Here is a 23,069-nt window from a genome sequence, read left to right as displayed (position 1 = left end):
TGCCATGAGCAACCAAATCTTTGACCCATTCACTGACCGATTAAGCCGTGACCTGCGGAATGATCTTTCCACAGGACTCGCCCAGGCCCTCGATAACGGAGAATCAGGAGAGCTTGTCAATATCGTCGATTCCTACCGACAAAGGGCGCTCGCCGACTGCTACGGCAACTATCTCGAAGACCGGTACACCAGATATAAAAAGGCACTGTCGATCATAAAAGACGGAGGCATCACCGACCCGATCAAGCGCAGCTTGATACTCTGGGATCTCGGCCTTTTCTTTGAGGTGCACGAAGTCCTGGAAAATGCCTGGTATTCGGCAACAGGCTCCATGAAGCTTACCCTTCAGGCGCTGATCCGTGCGGCTGGGGTCTATATTAAAAGGGAGTACGGATATATGGATTCGGCGCGGCGAATCGGAGAAAAAGCGGTGCCGGTGTTGCAGGAAAATCGCGCCCTGCTCGCGGCCTATTTTGACCCGGACATACTAATAACCGCCTTGCGTGATCAAAAGTCCCAGCCACCGACGCTACAGCACTAACAAGAATTTTTTCAGCATTGGATCGGCAATTATTGCCTAGGTATTAAATGTCAGGCATACCAGCTCCGGCCGCAGATCCTTTTCTCCTTCTCGGTGCAGGGTTTTCTCGGTAAACTCTATTCTTCCCGATTCAGTGACGGTGATTACCGCGGAAGATCTGGTGCCGTAGTCGCTGCCATTTATGAAAATAGTGCCGAGCAGCCGTTCCCAGGCAAGCCCCACCCCGGTAGTCGGCAGCTGGTTATCCGGCGGTTGGTGGCGATCAGCCAGCAGCTCTAATAATTTCAAGTGATCAACGGGGTTCGCCTCGACCATATGGGGACGCAGCAACTCTTTGCCGCGGCGCACCTTGGGCCAGGGGGTGTCGAGCAGGTGATTGGAAAGACCGTAAAAGCCCGGAGCCAGTAGCTGGGGTGCATGCAGCCTGTTGGTATAGTAGTACAGCTCCCGGGAGTCGCCGACGATCAGGTTAAAGCCATTAAAAGCAGAGGCCTCCTGCGCCAAAATTTCCAGAAATTTTCCGGGGCTCTTTTTCCCCATCAAAAACTCCAGCAATATCCCGCCGCGTGAAGGTGCATCCGGCCGGTTGGCGACTGGATCGCGATAATTGGTTATGGCTGCAAAGCGCATCTCAGCGCTAATTCCGAGCCACGTCCCTCCGCACAGCTGGTCCCGGCCACCCAAAATGGTTTTTTCCGGGTCGAGATATCCCAAGGGAGCGGTCGACCGGGCCAAGAATTCATCGCGATTGGCCGCGACGACAAGTTCGTAGCCGGGAGTCGTCCGATATGAAAAAAACAGCAGGCACATGGAGTCCCTCGGCTTTAGTGCCTTTGCGGCCAGGCGACGTTATGTTCCTCTTCAATCAGATAGCAAAATGCCGCCCATTCAAATTCCCTTTTTGATACCGGGCATCTGAGGGTGATAGTATGCTCGCCAATTGCCGCAATTTCCCAATCACCCGCACGACGCGACCCCTCAATACGGATTTTTTGCCCAACTCGAAAAGGATATGGCCGGAATACTGTGACATCATGGCTCATGACTTGCTCCTTTGAAAGGTTTCCATAAATTCCTCGGTATCACGGATATAGTAAGTATACCACCTCCCACAAGGATTACTATGCGGAATACCGGTAAACCTGACGAGGCGACAAGGCCTTGCTTTTCATCTAAAAGAGGGTACTTTGTTGAAAGAGTACTTGAAGGCTGAACCTAAACCCTACAACCAGCAAAGAGCCGAATCCGCCATGCTAATCCCCCCCCAGGAAGGCAGTGCAGCCGTTGCCATCATCCGTTGTTGCACGCCTCGGGATAGTTATTTAATCCTCAGGCGAGCAGCACATCCCAAAGATCCTTGGTCAGGACATTTCTCCTTTCCCGGCGGCAGAAAGGATGCAGCAGATGCAGACCTCTTGGCCACCTGCATCAGGGAGACCGCCGAAGAAACCGGGATTATTCTCAAAAATGACCAATTGCAGCAAAGTCTGGTTCTCGAGCCCGCCGGCAGGTTAGTCCATCAGCCACTTTGGGTACAACCCTTCCTTTTCACCCTCGCCGAACCACCGTTGCTTCGCCTTAATCCCCGTGAAATCCAAGGTGCATTATGGCTGGACACCGCCCAGTTTCAAGAACCACAATTGCATCGTCAGGTGGAGATGCTGCCCGGTCGCTTTTTCCCGGCCTATCCGGTTGGCGATTATTTTCTCTGGGGTTTTACCTACCGCCTGCTCCGATCAATTCTTTTCATCAACGATCCTCTAGAAAAGGAATTGACGGTTTTTTCTCAATAAAGAATATAGACAGATCTGTCGCACCTCGCAGTTGAAGAGGCAGTGAGTGTACTTGCCGACCGCCCGAGCAATCTCGTGCCAGGCTCATGAATATAATAGAACAAGGAAGGATGTATGACCTCACAGAAAAACGTTCTCGGCACAGCACTGGAGATGTGCAGCATCGAACCGATGACCGGCTTTACCCGCGAAGGCAGCTGCAAGGTAACTGCCGATGATTACGGCGTGCATGGAGTTTGCGTCGAGGTTACCGAGGACTTCCTGGAATTCTCAAAAATACGAGGCAACGACCTCTCAACGGCAAATCCGCTCGGTGGCTTTCCCGGTCTGCGCCCCGGTGATCGCTGGTGTCTTTGTGCCGCAAGGTGGCGTGAAGCTTTGGAGCATGGAGTGGCGCCACGGGTGAATCTGGCGGCAACCCATGAGATTGCGTTGAATTATGTGTCTCTTGAGGATCTCCTCGCCTATTCGATCGAAAACGGATACAGCTGACACCAAGAAAATTGCCAGGAATCAAATTGCCATGCCCTTGGCCACTGCCTGTTTTTTCTCCGAACCCATGACCATACCGAGGAGGGCCAAGGAAAATTCAATAGAGGTGCCCGCTCCTCTTGAGGTGACACAATTTTTGTCGACTACCACCCTTTCGTCGGCATAAGCCTGCGAGCTGAGTTTCTCGACAAAGCCGGGATGACAGGTGGCATTCTTACCTGCCAAGAGCCCATGATGCTCAAGCACCAGGGCCGGTGCCGCGCAGATTGCCCCATACAGCCTGTTGGCACTCTCTTGATTTTTCAGGAGTTCCACGAGGAGCTCCGATTTTTGCAGGTTCTGCGCCCCGGGGATACCGCCGGGTAATACAATCAAGTCGTAGATTTCGTTACAACATTGAGCAAGAAATAGATCTGCCGTAACCGTAACGTGATGGGAAGAGGTTACCTGCAGATCTTCACCGACGGCGGCCAAGTCGACGTGAGCACCGGCCCGGCGAAAGACGTCGACAATACTCAGTGCCTCCAGCATCTCAAAGCCTTCGGCCAAGGGTACGAGAATTTTCTTATCCATGAGGGTCTCCAGAGGTAACGGGAATGTCATGCAATATTTGGCAAGGTCTACCGGGACAGTACTGCTGTCGTACATCGAATTGCTGGCATTAGGCCCCAGACAGTCTCCATTCACCTGTTATTGAAGAGCGGGACACTTGCACTAGAATACCCACTAATAGCTATCCTGGTCAAGATCGATCGGCGGCATCACATTGACCTCGCCATACAGTTCTTGACAAAAACGGCTGAACCGATATCATCTGCCACATTGAACAACCTGGCACTCTTACCCGCTTTTATCGCACATTTTTTGCGATGCTGACTGGCCGGCAATTCCAGCCAATTAAAGGCGCAAGGTGCAACAATTGCGACGACATGAGTGCGTCACTGGATAAATACCCACGGTGGTACGCTGTCACCCGGAGGTCTTCATGCCGAACGAATTCTCAGTTGAGATACATAAGCACCTCAGTCAAAAAATCCTCGCAGCGGAACAAGCCGCAAAAGCCGACGATGCAAAAACCGCTGCATACGCCCGGGGACAACTTGAGGAACTGCGGTGGATACGCAAATATCTTCAGGAAAACATTGATCTTAAAAACTTTATTTACTACTAACCGGCAACTCCACCATGGCCTATAATTATCTTCTCGATCTGTACCGGGTACTGGCGGAACGGCAGGCGGAAATTGAAAAATCTGCGGGCGCGCCTGAGGCATCTTTGACGGAGGAACCCTACAGGCAGGGCCGTCTCGCCGCCAATCAGGATTTCCTTGCCTTTCTTAAAGAAAATTATCACGCAAAACTGCCGCGGCGAATGCAAAAAGGGTAGTGTTCCTTTCTTCCTCCAACAGAAAAAATCCCAGCAACCACAGGAACAGTCCATGGCAAAGACCCAAGATCTCCTTAAGAAAATCAGCTACATCGAAGCAGACATAGAAATCCACAAGCAAATTCTTTTTTCCCTGCCCTCCGATCAACGGCAAGAGATGGAAAAAACCGTGCAGCTCATCGCCGCCAAAAAGAAGGAAATCGAGGAATTGCTTCAGGAAATCCGCGAGTCAGATCCGGAGGAGTTTAACCGGATCCTTGCCCTTGAGAAAACCATTGATCAGTTCAGGGAGCTTACCAAATCCCGCCAATTCACCGCCATCACCGGCCGGAATATCAACGAGCCCTGCGTTCTATCTCTGCAAAACGGAGATACTATTGAGTGTCTGGTGAAGGCTTGCGACAGTGAAGGCAACTGGACAGTCATTACCCTGGAAGGGCAGCTCCGCGAATACCCGGGGTCCGATGTTGCCGAGAAACCGGTAACGGTCCCCGTTCATTAAACAATTCCGGCGGCTTTCAGATGAAGTTCGGGTCGGTGACCTTGATCATGGCGAAGCCACCTTGGACGTTGCGGGTGTTAGTGATGCCCTGCGCGGTCAAAAACACCTGGGCTTCGTAGGATCTCGGCCCAGTGTCGCAAAGCAGGAAGAATGGCTCGTCTTTTGGTATTTCAATAAATCTGCGGCGCAGCTGATCCTGCGGGAAATTCAGCCACCTGGAGCCGTATTTCGCCTTGAACGGCGCCGCCTCCTTCTCCCCTCGAATGTCGATAACCCGGGTTGGCTTATGGGCGAACTCGTAAAGAAAATCAGCGGCATCGATCGGCCGATTGCCACCGGCCAAGATATTGTCGAGGGCATTACCAGCGTTATTGATCACGTCCATCGCCGAGGCAAAAGGTGGGGCATATCCGGTTTCCAGACTGCAAATCTCATCGACATCGACACCATGGCCGAGGAGTACGGCAACGGTATCCACCCGCGACTTCACGGCATCACCGTTTTTCCCCGCAGCCTCGATACCGATAATCTTCCGTGACTTTCGGTCGGCAAGCAGAGAGATATACATAAGCTCGGAACTCGGGTAAAAATGGGCATGATCGGCCTGGGATACGACGCCATACACCGGATCAAAGCCGGTTTCCCTTGCCTGCCGATAGGTGAGCCCTGCCTTGCTTATCCCCAACTCAAAGAGTTTTAAACAGAAGGTGCCAACCGTTCCCCTGAAATGGCTCTGCCCACCGCTTATATTGGTGGCGATAATCCGACCCTGCCGATTGGCCAGCGATCCAAGGGCCATGAGCATGTTTTCCCCACTGATCAGGTTGCGGATCTCCACGCAATCGCCACCGGCATAGATCGATGGATCGCTGGTTCGCAACCGCCGGTCGACGCTGATCCCTCCCGAAGCCCCCAGGGCCAATCCGGCCTCCCGCGCTAATGATGTATTCGGCCTTACACCTGCAGCCAGAACAACAATGTCAACCTCTAACGATTTCCTCGAGGTCCTGACTATCAAGCGTCCAGTCTCCTCGTTTTCCGAAACCGCCAGCACCTTCGCTTCAAGGAGCAGCTCAACACCGTGACGCTGCAGCTCTACGGCGGCCACCCTGGCAATACATTTACCGAGCAGGGTGGGCAACACCTGATCTTCCATTTCCACGAGCGTTGTCTCAATGCCCCATAAATCAGTCAGTGCTTCGGTAATTTCCAAGCCCACTGCACCCGCCCCGACAACGACAGCCTTATTGACCTTGCCTGCCGACATCAAGGTCTTCAAGGTCTTGGCATCGTGCAGATCTGATACGGTGAAGACCCTCGACAGATCAGCTCCGGGAAATGGCGGACGAACTGCTCTTGCCCCTGTAGCCAGCACCAACTTGTCATAATCAAGGAGATTTTCTTCGCCGGTTTCCAAATTGCATACGAGCACCTGTTTTTCCCGCCGCAAGATCGCCCTCGCCTCAACCCTGGTGAGAACCCTCAGCCCTTTACAGCTCTCAAAAAAGGCTTTATCCCTGATAGCATGCGACGTTGTCTTGCAGAGATCTTCAATATCATTGATATCACCGCCAACATAGTACGGAATCCCGCATCCTCCATAGGAAATAATATCATCCCGGTCGACAAGGGTGATCTCAGCCTCGGGATCAAGACGTCTCAATCTGCAGGCAACCTTAGGGCCCAGAGCCACCGCACCGATGATCACCACTTTCTTCGCCATAACCATTCCTCATCTTGGTGTATTGTATTGCTTCGTCACCACCAGACGGTGACGCGATACGCAAAACATTGTAGTAGGTTTGACGAAACAGGCAATACCACAATGTGTGTATTTCCGTATATTTCCATATTTTTCATAATTCCTGAACAGAACCTGTGAGGCGTTGTTTGATCAAGATATGCAAGAAGAATTGCCCTCCCAAAAAGTTCTCTGGCCGATAGCGGCCACGCTTTATTAATTCCCTTATGCAGTTTGCATCTTCTCTTTCGCCTGAACGTAAAGCTGTCCCAACGAGCCATCATCGGATATTTGAACTGTTTAGACTTCAGACACAAAAAGTACCCGCATCCTCCCGTTTTATTTCTCTGGTAACTTTTAAAAATTCTTACAAAACTCCCTTATTAAAACCGATTGATAATCGCAGCTGTTTATGGTACGAATTTCCTGTTATTTGGGCATCAAAGCGAACTGTCTTCACTAGCCCAGCAAGAAATTATTCGAGTTGTACCTTGAAAAATTGTGCCTTTTTGTCGGCTTGTTCCACCTACCTCCAGCACTGCGATGACTGGCGAGGATTTCGTGTCAAAGTGGCGGCATTTGTCACCTCATTACCAAAGAATACGCTGGAGACGCTGTAACTCTTTCACTGGCTCGAAGAGGGCCGCAATTTAACAAAGGAGTGTACCATGGTTTTAGATCCTACCAAGCATGCGGACTGGGAAATTGCACAAGATGCGGAAAAAACGATGTTAACGATCTATGAGATCGGCGAGAAACTCGGCTTGACCAAGGAAGAGTTGCTCCCCCAGGGTCACTACATTGCTAAAATTGACTTCCAAAAAGTACTCAAAAGATTGAAGGACAAACCGGACGGCAAATACATTGATGTTACAGCAATTACCCCAACCCCGCTTGGCGAGGGAAAATCTACCTCTTCCATGGGCCTGGTTCAAGGCTTAGGCAAAATAGGCAAGAGCGTTTGTGCCGCGATCCGTCAGCCATCCGGTGGCCCGACCATGAATATCAAGGGATCGGCAGCCGGTGGTGGTCTTGCCCAGTGCATTCCGCTCACCCCCTTCTCGCTCGGCTTCACCGGCGACATCAACGCCATCATGAACGCCCACAACTTAGCGATGGTTGCTTTGACCTCCCGTATGCAGCATGAAAGAAACTACAACGACGAACAGCTGGAAAGATTGTCCGGCATGAAGCGTCTTGACATCGATCCTACCAACGTTGCTATGGGTTGGATTATGGATTTCTGCTGCCAGGCCCTCCGCAACATCATTATCGGTATTGACGGGGTTAACGGCAAAACCGATGGCTTCATGATGAAATCCAAGTTCGGTATCGCCGTTTCTTCGGAAGTTATGGCGATCCTCGCCATGGCCACCGACCTGAAAGACATGCGTGAAAGAATGGGCAAGATCGTTGTTGCCTACTCGAAAACCGGCAAAGCAATCACCACTGAAGATCTGCAGGTTGCCGGAGCAATGACCGCATGGATGGTTGATGCCATCAACCCGTCCCTCATGCAGACCCTCGAAGGCCAGCCGGTTATCGTTCATGCCGGACCTTTCGCCAACATCGCTATCGGCCAGAGCTCTATTATCGCCGACCGCATTGGCCTTAAACTTGCCGATTACCATGTAACCGAGTCCGGATTTGGCGCCGATATCGGCTTCGAGAAATTCTGGAACCTGAAATGCCGCTACTCCGGCCTTATTCCCAATTGTGTAGTTATCGTTGCCACAATCCGGGCACTCAAATGCCACGGTGGTGCACCCGTTCCCGTTCCCGGCAAACCAATGCCGGCCGAATATAAAACCGAAAACGTTGACTGGGTTGCCAAAGGTTGCGCCAATCTCATCCATCATATCCGCAATGTCCGCAAGGCCGGTATTCCCTCGGTTGTCTGCATCAATGCCTTCTACACCGATACCGACGCGGAGATCGCCAAGGTTCGTGAGCTGTGTGAAGCGGAAGGCTCCCGCGTTGCACTGTCCAGGCATTGGGAGAAAGGCGGCGAAGGTGCCATCGAATTCGCCAAGACCGTTGTAGAAGCCTGCGAAGAGAAGTCCAACTTTAAGTTACTCTATAGTCTTGATATGCCGATCAAGGAAAGAATTGAGCTCATCGCCAAGGAAGTTTACGGCGCCGACGGTGTCGATTATTCCGGCGAGGCCAACAAGGCAATCGATAGGATTCAGGCCGATCCAAAACTTGCCGGCCTCGGCATGTGTATGGTTAAGACCCACCTGTCACTCTCCGACAACCCGGCCCTGAAGGGTGTGCCCAAGGGCTGGCGGTTAACCATCCGGGAAGTTCTCACCTACGGTGGTGCTGGATTTATCGTTCCCGTTGCCGGAACCATCAGCCTCATGCCCGGCACAAGCTCCAACCCGGCGTTCAAGCGCGTTGACGTCAATCTGGAAACCGGTAAGGTTGAGGGTGTATTCTAAACAATTATGTGCAGCACAAGGGCGGAAGAGACTGAACCTTCCGCCCCTCTTTTTCTTGATTGAATTGACCCAGGATTTTTATCCCCGTAAACGGGGTAAGTACCTTCACGAAATTCTTTTCAAAAAATGAATTTCTACTGTACTAAAAAGGAGCTCAAGCGATATGACTGCTGAAATTATTAGTGGAACCAAGATTCGAGAAGAAATTCTTGCCGAATTGAAACAGGAAGTCGAGGCGATGAAAGCCAAAACCGGCAAGGTCCCGGGCCTGGTGACCATCCTCGTCGGCAAAAGCCCCGCCTCCATCAGCTATGTCACCCTGAAAGTAAAAACCGCGATAGGCCTCGGATTCAATGAAATCCAGGACGATCAACCGGATACCATCTCCGAAGAGGCCCTGCTCGCCCTGATCGACAAATATAACAAAGATCCGAATATTCATGGCATTCTGGTGCAGTTACCCCTGCCGAAACACATCGATGACAAGAAAGTTCTTAACGCTATCGATCCCGACAAGGACGTTGACGCCTTCCATCCGGTCAACGTCGGCAGATTAATGATCGGCGGCGACGAGGTTCGCTTCCTGCCCTGCACGCCGGCCGGTATCCAGGAACTCATCGTTCGTTCCGGCACTGAAACCTCCGGCGCCGAGGTGGTGGTTGTCGGCCGTTCGAACATCGTCGGCAAGCCGATTGCCATGATGATGGCGCAAAAAGGCAAAGGTGCCAACAGCACCGTTACCATTGTTCACACACGCACCAAGGACCTTGCCTCCCACTGCAAACGCGCTGACATTCTCATCGTCGCAGCCGGTGTTCCGGATCTGGTAAAACCGGAATGGATCAAACCTGGGTCAACGGTTATTGATGTCGGTGTCAATCGTGTCGGCATGAATGAGAAAACCGGAAAAGCCATTCTCAAGGGCGATGTTGACTTTGAGAAAGCTAAGGAAATTGCCGGAAAAATCACACCGGTACCTGGTGGAGTCGGCCCAATGACCATCACCATGTTGATGAAAAACACCCTCGCCTCAGCCAAGAAGAGCCTCGGACTGTAAACATCTCCTCTCCAACGATCAATAGAAGCAAAAAAGGCGGAAGAATCGAGGGATCGATTCTTCCGCCTTTAATCTTTCTACTTTAAGAAACTCAACACTCCATGAAGCCGTTCGCAGTCGGCCAGAAGCGTTTTAGTGATGGTGATGACCACCGTCATGGTGGTGATGATGGTGGTCATCATCGTGCTTTGTACCTCCGGCCTCTTGAAGCGCCTGTCCAAGTTCGACATTGACCGAGGCCATAAGTTCCATAGTTCGCTGTATATGACCGGCAAGCGACTTCCGTCCTTCATCGCTCATGGTTGTCCGCCATTTTTCGAACTCATCCATGTGACCTTTATTGTGCTCTATCCAGTGCTGCAGCATGACCCGCAGCTTTTCGACATTGTCCATTCCATCTCCAATTCTTTGAACCTAAAAATATTTTTCAGGTCATCACTTTCGGTATAGATACACCTTACCGGCAGAAAAGTCGATACGACGAATCGCCACCCCCGGCCATGAAGTCGTACCCTCAAACAAGGTGGTAATACTTAAACTGTCACTTAACACTTCAAGGTTTGTGACATTTTCCAAAAGCAACTCCACGCCACCATCTTTTTCCATCATTACGCTTGTCTGACACATACCAACCTCTCTGCCTTACTGCACCGAACTCTACTCAACGACCGGTCGTGGATACAGACCAGATCTTTCAACTATCTCGGGTACTTTGTCTTCCCACTCAATAGCCATAATATGGAAGCCACTGACTCCTTTGCATTCCTTCAAACGCTGAATAGACTCAACAGCGATAGTGATTCCCTCTTCCGCCTGCTTTTCTTTGGGAACTCCCGAGAGTCGCTTGATAAGCTCCTCGGGTACATCCATTCCCGGTACGGCGCGGGCCATGTATTTTGCCATACCCACTGACCGCATGGGGGTGATACCAGGCATAATATACACCTGCTCATGCAAGCCCCTTTCGACAACACCCTTCATCCACAGTTCAAACTTGTCGAGGTTGTAGACACACTGGGTTTGAATGAATTCGGCACCAGCGGCGATTTTTTTAGCCAGACGCGGAACCCTGATCTTGAAGGGATCAGCGAAAGGATTAGCCGCCGCACCAACGAAGAGGCTGGGGGGGCGCTTGATTTCCTCGCCACTGAGGAACTTGCCCTCATCGCGCATATGCCGGACAGTCTGAACAAGCTGCATGGAATCCAGATCAAAGACATTCTGCGACTTTGGATGATCACCGAAACTCTGATGGTCGCCGGAAAGGCATAGCACGTTATTAATACCAAAAGACGCAGCACCGAGTATGTCGGCCTGCAGGGCAATCCGATTCCGGTCACGCACAACCATTTGCAAAACCGGCTCCATTCCCTGCAACTTTAGATGGATACAGGCTGCAAGGCTGCATAGCCTGGTAACCGCTGTCTGATTGTCAGTGATATTAATAGCATCGACATGATTTTTTATTATATGACCCTTGGCGATGATATGGGCAGGGTCACTTGAACGGGGCGGACCGCACTCGCTGGTAACCGCCATAACACCACTCTTAAAGATTTTCTCAAGTTTGCTGTTGGTTTTGGTTTCCACGATTAAAAGCCCTCCAATTTAAATGACCGAGGCCCGCCTGCACGATCTTTCGACCAATCTTTAATAGGGGTTATCTTCTCATAATCATTAAGTTTGCCAAGGGCTTCGAGGCGATCGACAACCAACTGCCAGGCACAATCCAATTCCTTGGAAATCTCGCATTTGCCCTTGGAAGACCCTCCACACGGACCGTTGAAGAGTCGCTTACAACAACGGCTGACCGGACAGACACCGCCGGTGATACCGAGGATGCAATCGCCACAGGCTTGGCATTTTTCAGTAAAATGCCAGTCGGTCTTTACATCACCGAGAAACGTGGTGTTCAAAGCCGGATACACTGGGGTACTCATATATTTTTCAGCGACAAACTGCACACCGATACCACAGGCCATGCTGAGGATCGCCTCTGAACTATCCAGAAGATCTTTGGCTGACTCGAAGAACGGATGTTCGCACTGTCTCTCAATACCGCCGTTCTTAATTTCAATCTCGACACCTTCCTGGGTAGCCCGCATCCGCAACAGGGAGGCGAGAATCTCCGCCTCTTTGTTGCCACCTTGGTGGCACACGGCAACGCAGGTATTACACCCGAATACGGTGAGCTGTTTATGGTCCTTAACCATCCCCCATATTTCATCAAACGGTTTTTGCTGTCCTACTATCATAGCCTCTCCACTCCTTCGTCAGTAAAACGGTAGTTCCGCCACAGGACATATCAGGCGGCCTGTTTTTCATTCTCCGTGGACACTTTTTTCTTTTGAAGGGCAAACCATATGGGCGATGGTCCCATTGCACTGATTTTTTTACTAAACTCAGTGCAGATCTCGGCCCACCTTGGTCCCTGCGCAGCAGAAAGGTTAAAAAACTCCAACCGGGCCGGATCAATGCCGATCATATGCAACATGTCTTTGACCTTCTTAACTCTTTTGGCAGCATTCAAATTTCCTTCCAGGAAATGACATTGTCCCTCAAGTCAGCCGGCGGTAAAGACACCGTCGATGCCACGCTCAAAGGCTCGCAAGATATAAACCTGGTCGAGCTTGCCAGTGCAGGGCAGGCGAACCACTTTGACATTGGGTGGATACGACAAGCGCATGACCCCTGCCAGATCAGCGGCTGCAAAAGCGCAATAATGACAAGCAAAAGCAATTATGTTGGCTTTCCAGTCGGAGGGAATATCCTGTTGTTTTTCCGGACTTTTCGGTTCTTCAATTTTTTCTGCGTCAATCCCCATTATCCATTCCTTCTTGTTGACTTGACCTTCTGAATAATTGTCTTCCCCAAACTCCGCTATCTCTCGTAAAAGCTACTGAATATCAATGCATCTCGGTAACCGATTCGATCATAGCAAGAAGCTGATCGTCCCGGAAATAATTTACCTGATAGGCCTTGGCAGGACACACTCCAGCACAAATCCCGCAGCCGGTGCATTTCACCTCGTTGTGACTGACCCGGCCATCGGTATCGATAAACGGCGCACCGAACGGACATTTCTTTACGCAGGCCAGACAGGACATGCATATATTGCGGTTATGCTTGGAAATGACACCGGAAACGGTCAGACTCTCGTGCGACAGCAAGGCCCCGGTACGACCAGCGGCGGCCAAAGCCTGACTCACCGTCTCCTCGAGATTCTTCGGTGCGTGCGCCAGTCCGGCCAGGAAAAATCCTTCGCTGGGGAAATCGACCGGGCGCAGCTTGACGTGAGCCTCAAGGAGAAAACCATCAATATTGCAAGTAAGCTTGAACTTTTTGGCAAACTCATCGCCATCCGGCTGCGGCCTAAGTCCTGTTGAAAGGATCACGTGGTCGGCATCGATGACCATCTCCCGGCCAAGCACCTTGCCTGCCAAGGTCACCCTGACCTTATCACCGGCCGGCTCAACCTGTGGTTTTTCCTCCGGAACATAAAGAAAGAACAGCACACCAAGATCGCGTGCCTTACGGTAATATTCTTCTTTGAGGCCATACGACCGCATATCCCGATAAAGCACCACGACCTGAGCATCAGGAGCCTTTTCCTTAATAGCAATGCTGTTTTTCAGTGCATCCTGGCAGCAGATCCGCGAACAGTAATTATTGGGTTCCTCGCGTGAGCCAACACACTGAATCATCACATAGGTCTTCTGGTTGTCCGGTCCCTTTTCAGCCAGCAGGGTTTCGAGTTCCCGCTGGGTGATAATCTTTTCGGAATCCTTGTAGCCGTATTCTTCCGGACTGTACTCCGTTCCACCGGTAGCAATGAGAATGGCCCCATGGTTGACGGTCTGACCATTGGTCAACGTTGTCACAAAATTTCCGACAAAACCATCGACCTTGTCTACTGTCGCCGACAAGTGAACGGTTATCGCCGGGCTACTCTCGACTTTCTTAATGGTATCGGCAAGAAATGCCTTGACATCATCGCCCTCAAGATTGGCACGCACATTCCGCAACAGTCCTCCCAATGTCTCGGACCGCTCAACCAGATGTACCCCATAGCCCTGGTCAACAAGAGAAAGGGCCGAGGTCATGCCGGCAATCCCACCACCGATGATCAAGGCGGTGTGGGTGACACCAACCGACGCTGAGGTCACCGGTAAAAGTCGCTTGGTTTTGGCAACGATCATATTGACGATTTCAATCGCCTTTTTGGTGGCATTCTCGTTGTCGTGCATATGACACCAGGAACACTGCTCACGAATATCCGCCAATTCAAACAGAAACCTATTGAGGCCAACCTCGCGGATGGTATCCTGAAAAAGCGGCGAATGGGTTCGTGGCGTGCACGATGCAACAACAACCCGGTTCAAACCCTTATCCTTGATGAGATCCCGAATCTTCTGCTGACCGTCCGGGGCACAGGCGTAAATGATTGTCTCGGCATGAACAACGCCCGGCTCCTTTGCCGCCGTCTCTGCCACCCGCTTTACATCGACAGTACCGGCAATGTTCGTGCCGCAATGGCAGACAATGACGCCGACCCGTGGTTCTTCCGAGGTAATGTCCCGTTCATCAGGCAGTACTACCTTTGTTACCTCGGTCCCCCGGCGATCTCCGAGTAAAGCCATGGCCCCTGCCGCAGCGCCGCTGCCCTGGATGACCGTCTCCGGGATGTCCTTTGGTCCCTGGTAGGTACCCGCCACATACACCCCGTTCCTGGAGGTCTCGACCGGCCGTAGTTTCGACGTCTGGGCAAAACCGTAGGTATCCGTATCGATACCAAAGATCTTTGAGAACTCGGCGGCGTCGTTGCGAGGTTCAAAGCCGATGGAAAGAATGACCATATCAAATTCTTCGTGTACCACCTTGCCGTCTTCGCCGACCGAGTGGATGAGAAGATTACCGGTCTTTGGGTCTTCTATAATCTCGGAGATCATAGCTCGTTTGTAAATGACCCCGGCATCCCTCTTGGCCTTTTCAATATACTTGTCAAAATCCTTGCCAAAGGCTCGCAGTTCCATATAAAAAACGGTGGACTGAACCTCTTTATCATGCTCCTTGGCAATAATCGATTGTTTGGCGGCGTACATGCAGCACACCGAAGAGCACCAGGGGTTGGCGTTGTGGGAGTTTCGAGAACCCACGCACTGCACCCAAGCCAGCCGTTTGGGATGGCGGCCGTCCGAAGGCCTGGCAACAACGCCACTGCACGGACCGGAGGCAGAAAGAAGCCTTTCAAACTGCAGCGAGGTGACGATATTTTTTGCCTTGCCATAGCCGAGTTCCTGACGGATCTCCGGCTGGTAGGTTTTCAGACCGGGGGTAAGGACAATCGAACCGACCTTTACGTCGAACTGTTTGTCCTTGTCTTCGTAATTAATAGCCTTAGCATCGCAGACCTTCTCACATTTACGGCAGACGCCCTTGGTGAGATATAAACAATGAGCGGCATCAATCGCCCGGGTATTGGGCACCGCCTGGGGGAACAAGGCGTATATAGCCTTTCGTTTATCGAGGCCCTGATTGAAGAAATTGGATACCTTTGAAGGACATTCCGGCTCGCAGGCACCACAGCCGGTGCAACGGTCGGGATCAACATACCGGGCTTTCTGTTCGAGGGTCACGGTAAAATTACCTTCCTCGCCGGAAACCTTCAAAACCCGAGTCATGGTGTGCATTTTAATATTGGCGTGGCGACTTGATTCAACCATGCGCGGTGAAATCATACACATGGCACAGTCGCCGGTGGGAAAGGTTTTGTCCAGCCGGGACATCGTCCCGCCGATCGAGGGCTCATCATTGATCATGTGAACCATCAGGCCGCTGTTGGCAAGATCCAGGGAGGCCTGCATACCTCCAATACCTGAACCAACCACCAAAACTGCACCTATCCTGTCCTTGTTGTCTTGCTGCGGAGTAATCCTGGTCACTGCAAAAACCTCCATGGGAAGAGCCCTGATTGGTAATCGCCAGCCATTCAACCTGCACCAGCAATTCAACACACATGCATCAAGGCAATAGGGTGAGATAATGCATCAGTAAAGGATTCGATCGTCTGGCATTATAATAGATAAATATTGTTATCATAGCTTTTTTTCTCTTTTTTGAGCTTTTCGCCCGTTTCCCTGCCCCGGTACACTTTCTCAACATTTCAAGTTGACTATTTCGCTAAAGAAGGACTACAAGACCCTTTCGCGCCATAATTCCGATCACCAGCCATGACCATCGATTCTCTTAAAGTATTTTATTAAAATTCAATACGATCGAATCAACATAGGATTGTCGGTCAGAATCCATGATGGATAGCCAGCTTCTCTAGCATCTGCGCAATCCCGGTTCCAAGCGAAAAGGCCAGGTCGGCACCAATATTTGCTCCGGCACTTCTATCGAAGAAGATATTGAGGCTCGAAGCCAACCCTTCATCGGCCCGCCAATAACATATCATTATAGGAACCAGTGGCAGGGGATGCAGAACAACGGAAACGTCCGACTCAAATTGTTTTTCCACCTCCCGACCATCAAACATGTGTAAAATGTCGTCGAAAAAATCAGTATATCTATCGGCAAGTTGCAGAAGCACCTCTTCTCCACGCTTTTTAAATAGGGCATATTTTTCCTTGCCGCCGGGAAGTTCTCTATAGGAAAGCCATTCACCAGACACCTCACTCCCCTGGCAGTTTAAGACATAATGAAGCAGAGGGACAACTACCCATGGAAGCAGATGCAAGTCCGTTTTAAAACTGCCGTCCTTCAGAATAGAGAAATACTTCCCGAGCATTTTTACATGCAGGGCATCGTCCTTGACATGAGCTCCGATGCGTTGGGCAGTAGCCACGAAGTCCAACTGGCATATCTGTTTTTTTAATCCCGCGACCATCCCTTCGAGGTCGTTTTCCAAGCCATACTGGCTTTCTCCCCCTGAAGCAAAATGCTCAAGGGCCGGGCCAAGCAACCTGGGGCATTCGGCTATCCTTCGCGTTCCACAAAATACTGCTCCCGCAAATGCTAAACAGGTTTTTTCTCCACATTCCCGGCAATTGCTTTTTTCAAGTACCGTGAAAATTTCCATAACATTCTTGGCAACCGCCATATTTTCTCTAACCTCCACTTTTTCGAGTAAATCAGACTTTTAAGAGCAAGCCAAGTTCCTCTCCAGTGAACTTTTTCGACGGAAAAATCGCTCCTGGCCATTTCCCGCAACCAACTCTTGACGAAAACTTATCAACTATAGTATCACTGCGACGTTATGTCATAAGATAATAGTGAACAAAGGGTTCTTAAGCATCTTCCTTTGTTCTCCAAATATCATCACTTCAACCGTCAACTCGCTATGAACCTTAATACCCTGATACGTAAAACTGCAGTTCCCCTTCTTGCCCTCTCTTTGTTCAACCCATTTCCGGCATTTTCACAAACCGGCCTGCCGGTGGAAGATACTGGCGTTCCTGCCCCCCCGCCAAACGCCCCCGGCCCGACAGCGGAGGATGGCTGGTGGACCAGACAGCCCAAGGAAACAAAGATGCTCTATACCAATCTCACCGCGGCAGCTCTTATCGGCGTATGGGGCTTGATTGAGTGGGACTATGGGTCGGAAGGTTGGGTTGACGCCGACGAGGGTTGGTTTGAAAAAGATTCCAAATATGGTGGTGCCGATAAGGTGGGCCATTTTTGGTCAACCTATGCCTTCTCCGACGCCCTGACCGGTCTGTATAAAAGCTGGGGCTACTCATCCGACAGGGCAAATTTATATGCCGCACTTTCTGCCTGGACTGTCCAGATGGCCATGGAAATCGGCGATGGCACCAGTGACTCGCAAGGTTTTTCCTATGAAGATGTAATTGCCAACAGCCTGGGTGCTTTGACCAGCGTTGTCATGGAGCAATTCCCCGAACTTGACCGAAAAATCGACTTCAGGGTCGAATATGTTTTTGAAAATGATGTCAACGGCATCTTTGACGATTATTCAAACCACTACTATTCCATGGTCTTGAAATTTTCCGGATTTGATACCTTTGAAGACAATTTCCTGCAATACCTTGAGGTGCATGGTGGATACTACACCCGTGGATATGGTGAACCTGATGAAGAGGACAGCAGGTCCTTCTATGGAGGTATCAGCATCAATTTCTCCAGGATTTTACAGCAGAATGGGTGGGAGAAGACAGGCAAGACCCTTGAATATCTCCAACTTCCCTATACCGTGCTGAAAGCATCTCATGATCTCGACTGAGATGGACGCTAACAGCCAACGAAAAGCCCAACTTTTTATAGTGTTTTCATTCGTTGAGGCGAGGACCCGACACAACACACCGATACAGTCAACTACAACAGGAGACATCAATGAAAGCAACGATTTCTAAGGAATGCATGGGTGACAGAAATTGCAATAAACTTTGTCCGGAGGTATTTGCCTACGATGAGGACCAGCTGCTCTCCATAGTTAAATTCGATGTTATTCCGCAACATCTCGAAGGCATAGTCCGAAGAGCGGCCGCCGAATGCGGCGCTAACGCCATCACCGTTGAAGAATAGCGGAGATGGCTATGGCCGGATTCCGTACCAGCAGAACCGCACACAACCTTCTTCTGTCTTACTCAGCGGAAGCACAGGCAAGGACTCGGTACAACTTCTTTGCGGAACAGGCCAGAAGTGAGGACCTTATCCATATTTCTAGGATTTTCGACGAAACCGCCGAACAGGAATATGCCCATGGATTACGGTTTTTCAAGTTTTTTAACGGTGGCGAACTGGAAATAACCGGGACCTTTCCCGCCGGAGTCATCAAGGACACTGTTGCCAATCTTATAGCCGCTGCTGATTTGGAACGGTTTGTCCATGACACTATGTACAAGGTGTTTGCAGAGGTGGCGGCAGAGGAAGGATTTCTTCGAGCCGCGGAGACCTTTACCGCAATTAATGTTGCCGAAAAGCACCACGAGTTGCTGTTTCGTCAGCTGGCCGATGACCTGACCACCGGCCGCGCCTTTAAACGCAGTAAAAAAGTCATCTGGCGTTGCCTCAACTGCGGTTACCTGCATGAGGACTATTCGCCGCCTGACAAGTGCCCTGCCTGTGTCAAGCCACCGGGGTATTTTGCGGTGCTATAGGAGAAATGGTAAAAAAAATAGGCCAACGCCCTGCGGTGTTGGCCTATTTTTCTACCCAGCAACTTGCCAAATATCCTTATTCAATCCTCTGCTGTCTCCAGGACAGAGAGCACCTTGTCGATTGCCTTTTGCAATTCCTTGCTATGGATTTTTCCAGCGAAATGTACAGGGCTTTTTCCATATATTGGATCCCAGCCACTCGGGTCGGCTGAACAGAAAAACTGGGTTTCCAAACCAATCTTCCGCACCGCATCATCCACGGGATGGCCAATCAACCTTTTCACCGCGGCCCAAGTCGCACCGCAAGGAGCCCCGCGTACCACCACTACCTCGGTGATTCTTCCATCCTTGATTGCCACGGTAAATTCCGGTGCACCAAAGTGTTCACCATAGCTTCCAAGGCCGACCTGCCTTGGCAAACCACATCAGGTTGGCGGGGTAAAGAGACCTTGACAGGTTATCTTTTTCCCCGAGGCAATAACCGGAATGTTCTTTTTGGCGCACAGCGCAGCAAGATCTGTCGACAGATCGTTATGCTTCAAGAAATCCAACACCAGATCGCCGTCAATATCTTTGGGCAGATACGCGTCGGTATTATCAAGAATTGGCGGCAAAATCCCATTGATATTGTAGACACGGAGGTCGAACAGATCACCGCCATACTCCTTCAGCCCGGCGATCTTCTGTTCACCACTACCGTTTTGCTGAAAAACAATCAGTCTTTGTTGAGTGGACAAGCCTGGATCTTTCACTATCAACCCCATTATCCCAAAATCAATCGTTTCATATATCGAGCCGAACCCATCTGGTACAATATCGATAGGCGGCTTCAATGAGCTTCTTATGGTTTTGTCCGCACTGGGCCAAAACGCCCATATCACCGTTTTGGTTGAGATAGAGTATCAGTCCGCCCTGTAATTCAGTGCAATCTGAGGCGTAACAAATAGTCACAGGGGAGTCTATTGCAGTGATCTCCATGTCCCCATCCTGAAGGCGAAAATACACCATCTGGGCCAGGGCATGAAACTCGTGTTTAGCGTTGCCGACCTCTTTTCTAGAAAAGGTTTTTATATAACCGGCTTCTGTAGCGGCAATCTCCGGGACAACAATAACGGTTTCGCAATCGCTGATTGTTTGTTCAATTCCTTTAATTACAACAAAATCAGACATATTCTCAAAATATCCAATGATCATCAACGAACTTGCCTCCCCAGTCCCGGCGAAAGGAATGGGGAGGCAGAGTTGAATTGAGCAGCGTGTCAGCTCAAATGAAACCAATACCCTTACAGTCCAAGTTTTTGATCTATCTCGCCTCCAGCTTGACTGCGCAGACCTTGGCCTCCATGATCTTGCATACCGGATCCATTGCGTCGCTGGTCAATAGATTAGCGGCGGCCTCCCGGTAGTGGAAGGGGATAAAGACCACCTGCGGCGGAACGATATCGCTCACCTTGGCCTTGAGGCGAATCATCCCCCGCCTTGAGCTGACCGTCATCTGCTGCCCGTCGCTCACCCCCATCGCCTCGGCATCGACCGGATTGACCTCAACAAAGGCCTCCGGCGCCACCGCATTCAGGCCCGCTGATCTGCGGGTCATTGTGCCGGTATGGTAATGAAACAGCTCTCGACCGGTTGTGAGAACAAACGGATATTCTTTATCCGGGAGTTCGCTCGAAGCAACATGTGGTACGGCGGTAAACAGCGCCTTCCCTCCTGGCCGGTTGAAGCCTTCTTTAAAAAGATATTCCGTTCCCGGATGATCCTTTGTCGGACAAGGCCACAAAAGGCTTTCTGTCTCTAAACGCTCATAACTGATACCGGCGATACCAGGCCAAAGACCTGTAACCTCTGTAAATATTTCCGCAGGCGACGGCGTCGTATCAAGATCGGTACGGCCATCGATGCGTTTATAGATCTGATCAATAATAGCAAGATCAGCCTTCGCTTCGCCAGGGGCGTTGACCGCTTTTCTGACCCGCTGGACACGCCTTTCCGAACTGGTAAATGTGCCTTCCTTTTCAGCAAATGATACACCCGGAAGCACTACATCGGCCAACTGCGCCGTTTCGGTCATGAAGATATCCTGGACAACCAGGAACTCAAGGTTGGCAAAGGCCTTCACCGAATGGCTGGTATTAGGATCAGACAAGGCAGGATTTTCGCCGAAGACATACAGTCCCTTCAATTGTCCGGAGAGCATTGCCCCGGTCATCTCAGTTGCCGGCAAACCAGGTTTTCCGGACAAGGTTTTTCCCCATGCCTTCTCAAATTTCTCTCGAACAGTTGGGTCGTCAACCTTCTGATAGCCAGGATACACATTGGGTAGGCCACCCATGTCGCAGGCCCCCTGGACATTGTTCTGTCCACGCAACGGATTGACACCGGCTGCGCGTTTACCAACATTGCCGGTAAGGAGCGCCAGATTGCCGACGGCATGCACATTATTGGTCCCCATGACATGCTGGGTGATGCCCATGGCGTAGTAGATCCCTGCATTTTTTGCCGAACCATAGATACGTGCGGCCTTACGGATATCCCCGGCCGGGACCCCGGTGATTTCTTCACCGAACTCAGGGGTAAAGGAAGCAAGAGACTTTACAAAATCGGCATATCCTTCCGTTTTTGTGTCGATGAATTCTTTGTCTTCCAACCCTTCGGCAAGAATGGCATTCATAATGGCATTAAGGAGAACCGAGTCGGTTCCCGGCCGATGCCGCAGCCAGAGAGTGGCAAACTTCACCAGTGGTATCCGCCGGGGATCGGCGACAATCAGCTTTGCTCCCTTTGCCACCGCCTCTTTCATCCGCAAAGCAATTATCGGATGATTCTCCGTGGTGTTGGAGCCGATAACGAGTAACGCCTCGTTCTCAGCAATTTCGGCAACCGAGTTGGTCATTGCTCCTGATCCAAACTTTGCGGCCAGACCGGCCACAGTTGCACTGTGTCAGTAGCGTGCGCAGTGATCGACATTGTTGGTGCCGATCCCAGCGCGCATGAGTTTTTGAAAGAGATAATTTTCTTCATTGGTACATCGCGCTGAACACAGTCCACCAAGGGCATCGGCACCGTGTTTCGCCTTGATCTCAGTCATCCGTTTGGCAACATAATCAAGGGCCTCATCCCATGTTGCCTTCTCAAACTGGCCACCCTTTTCCCGCCGGATAAGCGGGCTCTTGAGTCGGTCGGGATTGCCGATAAAGTCAAAACCAAAGCGGCCTTTGACGCAGAGCCAGCCACGATTATGGTTTTGAGGATTGGAGTCTACTCTGATAACCTGATCCGCATGGCTGCGCAGGGTCAGGTTACAGCCGCAACCGCAGTAGGTGCACGTGGTATCGGTGAGCTGAACCCCTTCCATTCGCGGTTTACCGGCCCAAAGCCGTCCCGACAATGCCCCGGTCGGACAAACGGAAACGCATTGGCCACAAAACTCACAATCCAGATCGGCACCAAAGGGCGGTGTCACCTTCGCCCCAAAACCCCTTTCCGCATAGCCGATGGCACCAACCCCCTGCACCTCTTCGCAGACCCGGACACAAAGTCCACACATAACACACTTGTTTTGCTCCCTGGTAATAAAGGGATTGGCATCAACACGGTTATGATCGCGCATCGCACCGTCAAAACGGTTTTCACGAATTCCATACGAGTAGGCCAACTCCTGCAACTTGCAGTCACCGGTACCAATACAAACCATGCAGTCATTCGGGTGATCTGAGAGGAGCAGTTCCACCGTCGTCTTGCGCAAACGATACAGCCTCTCGCTCTCGGTTTTCACCACCATGCCGTTGGTTGCCGGCGTGGTACAGGAAGTTACCGGTTTGGCCATCCCGGCTATCTCTACGATACACAGACGACAGGCTCCGTAAGGCTTGAGCCGGGGGTCGTGGCAGAGTGTTGGAACATCAATATTGAGCTGTCGAGCGGCCTCAAGGACGGTGGTACCCTCGGCAACTGCCACCTGTTGATCATTTATTGTCAAATTAATCATGGC

At 51.0% G+C, this 23,069-nt stretch carries 23 protein-coding genes and 2 pseudogenes; 11 read left to right on the top strand and 14 right to left on the bottom strand.

The features are described from left to right. Positions 1-4: 4 nt before the first annotated feature. Positions 5-541 (top strand): DUF309 domain-containing protein, encoded by a 537-nt coding sequence (locus tag OEL83_18550; protein ID MDK9709047.1) that lies wholly within the window; start codon positions 5-7, stop codon positions 539-541. 36 nt (positions 542-577) lie between these two features. On the opposite strand, the gene OEL83_18545 is transcribed toward OEL83_18550, so the two are convergent. Further along, the gene (locus OEL83_18545; protein ID MDK9709046.1) at positions 578-1,351 is read right to left on the bottom strand and encodes an NRDE family protein; all 774 of its coding nucleotides are present in this window, start codon (positions 1,349-1,351) and stop codon (positions 578-580) included. Positions 1,352-1,791: 440 nt separating this feature from the next. Between OEL83_18545 and OEL83_18540 the strand changes: the two genes are divergently transcribed. Then, on the top strand, positions 1,792-2,334 hold the full coding sequence (locus tag OEL83_18540) for a CoA pyrophosphatase (protein MDK9709045.1): 543 nt from the start codon (positions 1,792-1,794) through the stop codon (positions 2,332-2,334). A gap of 114 nt (positions 2,335-2,448) precedes the next feature. After that, positions 2,449-2,826: a DUF2237 domain-containing protein gene (locus tag OEL83_18535; protein MDK9709044.1), complete on the top strand. Its 378-nt coding sequence runs from the start codon at positions 2,449-2,451 to the stop codon at positions 2,824-2,826. Positions 2,827-2,847: 21 nt separating this feature from the next. Here OEL83_18535 and OEL83_18530 read toward each other — a convergent pair whose 3' ends face one another. Continuing rightward, positions 2,848-3,399, bottom strand: a complete 552-nt coding sequence (locus tag OEL83_18530; GenBank protein ID MDK9709043.1) for a DJ-1/PfpI family protein — start codon at positions 3,397-3,399, stop codon at positions 2,848-2,850. Between the two features lie 412 nt (positions 3,400-3,811). Between OEL83_18530 and OEL83_18525 the strand changes: the two genes are divergently transcribed. From OEL83_18525 to OEL83_18515, 3 genes are read left to right on the top strand one after another with little or no spacing between them, the layout of a single operon-like run. Beyond that, complete coding sequence (locus OEL83_18525) at positions 3,812-3,997, top strand: hypothetical protein (GenBank protein MDK9709042.1); 186 nt, start codon at positions 3,812-3,814, stop codon at positions 3,995-3,997. A 14-nt stretch (positions 3,998-4,011) separates the two neighbouring features. Beyond that, on the top strand, positions 4,012-4,212 hold the full coding sequence (locus tag OEL83_18520; GenBank protein ID MDK9709041.1) for a hypothetical protein: 201 nt from the start codon (positions 4,012-4,014) through the stop codon (positions 4,210-4,212). A gap of 52 nt (positions 4,213-4,264) precedes the next feature. Next, the gene (locus tag OEL83_18515; GenBank protein ID MDK9709040.1) at positions 4,265-4,714 is read left to right on the top strand and encodes a hypothetical protein; all 450 of its coding nucleotides are present in this window, start codon (positions 4,265-4,267) and stop codon (positions 4,712-4,714) included. Positions 4,715-4,730: 16 nt separating this feature from the next. On the opposite strand, the gene OEL83_18510 is transcribed toward OEL83_18515, so the two are convergent. After that, complete coding sequence (locus tag OEL83_18510) at positions 4,731-6,437, bottom strand: FAD-dependent oxidoreductase (protein ID MDK9709039.1); 1,707 nt, start codon at positions 6,435-6,437, stop codon at positions 4,731-4,733. 686 nt (positions 6,438-7,123) lie between these two features. Between OEL83_18510 and OEL83_18505 the strand changes: the two genes are divergently transcribed. Together OEL83_18505 and folD are read left to right on the top strand one after the other, a co-directional pair. Continuing rightward, positions 7,124-8,899, top strand: coding sequence for a formate--tetrahydrofolate ligase (locus tag OEL83_18505; GenBank protein ID MDK9709038.1), 1,776 nt, complete (start codon positions 7,124-7,126; stop codon positions 8,897-8,899). Between the two features lie 163 nt (positions 8,900-9,062). Next, positions 9,063-9,956 (top strand): bifunctional methylenetetrahydrofolate dehydrogenase/methenyltetrahydrofolate cyclohydrolase FolD, encoded by an 894-nt coding sequence (folD, locus tag OEL83_18500; protein MDK9709037.1) that lies wholly within the window; start codon positions 9,063-9,065, stop codon positions 9,954-9,956. A 132-nt stretch (positions 9,957-10,088) separates the two neighbouring features. On the opposite strand, the gene OEL83_18495 is transcribed toward folD, so the two are convergent. The 8 genes and pseudogenes from OEL83_18495 to OEL83_18460 all read right to left on the bottom strand — a co-directional run bounded on the left by OEL83_18495 (position 10,089) and on the right by OEL83_18460 (position 17,037). After that, the gene (locus OEL83_18495) at positions 10,089-10,349 is read right to left on the bottom strand and encodes a hypothetical protein (protein MDK9709036.1); all 261 of its coding nucleotides are present in this window, start codon (positions 10,347-10,349) and stop codon (positions 10,089-10,091) included. A 42-nt stretch (positions 10,350-10,391) separates the two neighbouring features. Further along, positions 10,392-10,583, bottom strand: coding sequence for a CooT family nickel-binding protein (locus tag OEL83_18490; protein ID MDK9709035.1), 192 nt, complete (start codon positions 10,581-10,583; stop codon positions 10,392-10,394). Between the two features lie 30 nt (positions 10,584-10,613). Beyond that, positions 10,614-11,546: a methylenetetrahydrofolate reductase gene (locus OEL83_18485; protein MDK9709034.1), complete on the bottom strand. Its 933-nt coding sequence runs from the start codon at positions 11,544-11,546 to the stop codon at positions 10,614-10,616. Positions 11,547-11,548: 2 nt separating this feature from the next. Continuing rightward, on the bottom strand, positions 11,549-12,211 hold the full coding sequence (locus OEL83_18480) for a methylenetetrahydrofolate reductase C-terminal domain-containing protein (protein MDK9709033.1): 663 nt from the start codon (positions 12,209-12,211) through the stop codon (positions 11,549-11,551). Between the two features lie 50 nt (positions 12,212-12,261). Beyond that, positions 12,262-12,780, bottom strand: coding sequence for a hydrogenase iron-sulfur subunit (locus OEL83_18475; GenBank protein ID MDK9709032.1), 519 nt, complete (start codon positions 12,778-12,780; stop codon positions 12,262-12,264). Between the two features lie 82 nt (positions 12,781-12,862). Continuing rightward, complete coding sequence (locus OEL83_18470) at positions 12,863-15,898, bottom strand: FAD-dependent oxidoreductase (protein MDK9709031.1); 3,036 nt, start codon at positions 15,896-15,898, stop codon at positions 12,863-12,865. 356 nt (positions 15,899-16,254) lie between these two features. After that, positions 16,255-16,866 (bottom strand): DUF3786 domain-containing protein, encoded by a 612-nt coding sequence (locus tag OEL83_18465; protein ID MDK9709030.1) that lies wholly within the window; start codon positions 16,864-16,866, stop codon positions 16,255-16,257. 69 nt (positions 16,867-16,935) lie between these two features. After that, positions 16,936-17,037, bottom strand: a pseudogene (locus OEL83_18460) (Fe-S cluster protein). 261 nt (positions 17,038-17,298) lie between these two features. Here OEL83_18460 and OEL83_18455 point away from each other — a divergent pair. The 3 genes from OEL83_18455 (at position 17,299) to OEL83_18445 (ending at position 19,075) form a co-directional block, all read left to right on the top strand. Beyond that, complete coding sequence (locus tag OEL83_18455) at positions 17,299-18,198, top strand: YfiM family protein (protein MDK9709029.1); 900 nt, start codon at positions 17,299-17,301, stop codon at positions 18,196-18,198. Between the two features lie 110 nt (positions 18,199-18,308). Then, positions 18,309-18,500, top strand: coding sequence for a ferredoxin (locus tag OEL83_18450; protein ID MDK9709028.1), 192 nt, complete (start codon positions 18,309-18,311; stop codon positions 18,498-18,500). 11 nt (positions 18,501-18,511) lie between these two features. Further along, positions 18,512-19,075 carry a rubrerythrin family protein gene (locus OEL83_18445; protein ID MDK9709027.1) on the top strand — a complete coding sequence of 188 codons (564 nt, stop codon included), beginning with the start codon at positions 18,512-18,514 and terminating at the stop codon, positions 19,073-19,075. A gap of 80 nt (positions 19,076-19,155) precedes the next feature. On the opposite strand, the pseudogene OEL83_18440 reads toward OEL83_18445, so the two are convergent. The 3 genes and pseudogenes from OEL83_18440 to fdhF all read right to left on the bottom strand — a co-directional run bounded on the left by OEL83_18440 (position 19,156) and on the right by fdhF (position 23,066). After that, a pseudogene (locus OEL83_18440) lies at positions 19,156-19,839 on the bottom strand (DUF166 domain-containing protein). A 19-nt stretch (positions 19,840-19,858) separates the two neighbouring features. Further along, entirely contained in the window at positions 19,859-20,245 is a 387-nt protein-coding gene (locus OEL83_18435) for a hypothetical protein (protein ID MDK9709026.1), read from the bottom strand. Between the two features lie 133 nt (positions 20,246-20,378). Next, positions 20,379-23,066 (bottom strand): formate dehydrogenase subunit alpha, encoded by a 2,688-nt coding sequence (gene fdhF, locus OEL83_18430; GenBank protein MDK9709025.1) that lies wholly within the window; start codon positions 23,064-23,066, stop codon positions 20,379-20,381. Positions 23,067-23,069: the final 3 nt, after the last annotated feature.

Source organism: Desulforhopalus sp. (assembly GCA_030247675.1).
GTDB lineage: Bacteria > Desulfobacterota > Desulfobulbia > Desulfobulbales > Desulfocapsaceae > Desulforhopalus_A.
The sequence above is the reverse complement of the archived record's forward strand: the minus strand, read 5'-3'. Positions and strand labels throughout refer to the sequence as shown.

Bases quoted from the DNA above. Each gene is read 5' to 3' on its own strand.
- OEL83_18505 (MDK9709038.1), top strand. From the start codon at position 7,124: ATGGTTTTAGATCCTACCAAGCATGCGGACTGGGAAATTGCACAAGAT.
- OEL83_18510 (MDK9709039.1), bottom strand. From the start codon at position 6,437: ATGGCGAAGAAAGTGGTGATCATCGGTGCGGTGGCTCTGGGCCCTAAG.
- OEL83_18515 (MDK9709040.1), top strand. From the start codon at position 4,265: ATGGCAAAGACCCAAGATCTCCTTAAGAAAATCAGCTACATCGAAGCA.
- OEL83_18535 (MDK9709044.1), top strand. From the start codon at position 2,449: ATGACCTCACAGAAAAACGTTCTCGGCACAGCACTGGAGATGTGCAGC.
- OEL83_18445 (MDK9709027.1), top strand. From the start codon at position 18,512: ATGGCCGGATTCCGTACCAGCAGAACCGCACACAACCTTCTTCTGTCT.
- OEL83_18450 (MDK9709028.1), top strand. From the start codon at position 18,309: ATGAAAGCAACGATTTCTAAGGAATGCATGGGTGACAGAAATTGCAAT.
- folD (MDK9709037.1), top strand. From the start codon at position 9,063: ATGACTGCTGAAATTATTAGTGGAACCAAGATTCGAGAAGAAATTCTT.
- OEL83_18540 (MDK9709045.1), top strand. From the start codon at position 1,792: ATGCTAATCCCCCCCCAGGAAGGCAGTGCAGCCGTTGCCATCATCCGT.
- OEL83_18530 (MDK9709043.1), bottom strand. From the start codon at position 3,399: ATGGATAAGAAAATTCTCGTACCCTTGGCCGAAGGCTTTGAGATGCTG.
- OEL83_18550 (MDK9709047.1), top strand. From the start codon at position 5: ATGAGCAACCAAATCTTTGACCCATTCACTGACCGATTAAGCCGTGAC.
- OEL83_18525 (MDK9709042.1), top strand. From the start codon at position 3,812: ATGCCGAACGAATTCTCAGTTGAGATACATAAGCACCTCAGTCAAAAA.
- OEL83_18435 (MDK9709026.1), bottom strand. From the start codon at position 20,245: ATGTCTGATTTTGTTGTAATTAAAGGAATTGAACAAACAATCAGCGAT.
- OEL83_18545 (MDK9709046.1), bottom strand. From the start codon at position 1,351: ATGTGCCTGCTGTTTTTTTCATATCGGACGACTCCCGGCTACGAACTT.
- OEL83_18520 (MDK9709041.1), top strand. From the start codon at position 4,012: ATGGCCTATAATTATCTTCTCGATCTGTACCGGGTACTGGCGGAACGG.
- OEL83_18480 (MDK9709033.1), bottom strand. From the start codon at position 12,211: ATGATAGTAGGACAGCAAAAACCGTTTGATGAAATATGGGGGATGGTT.
- OEL83_18455 (MDK9709029.1), top strand. From the start codon at position 17,299: ATGAACCTTAATACCCTGATACGTAAAACTGCAGTTCCCCTTCTTGCC.
- OEL83_18490 (MDK9709035.1), bottom strand. From the start codon at position 10,583: ATGTGTCAGACAAGCGTAATGATGGAAAAAGATGGTGGCGTGGAGTTG.
- OEL83_18495 (MDK9709036.1), bottom strand. From the start codon at position 10,349: ATGGACAATGTCGAAAAGCTGCGGGTCATGCTGCAGCACTGGATAGAG.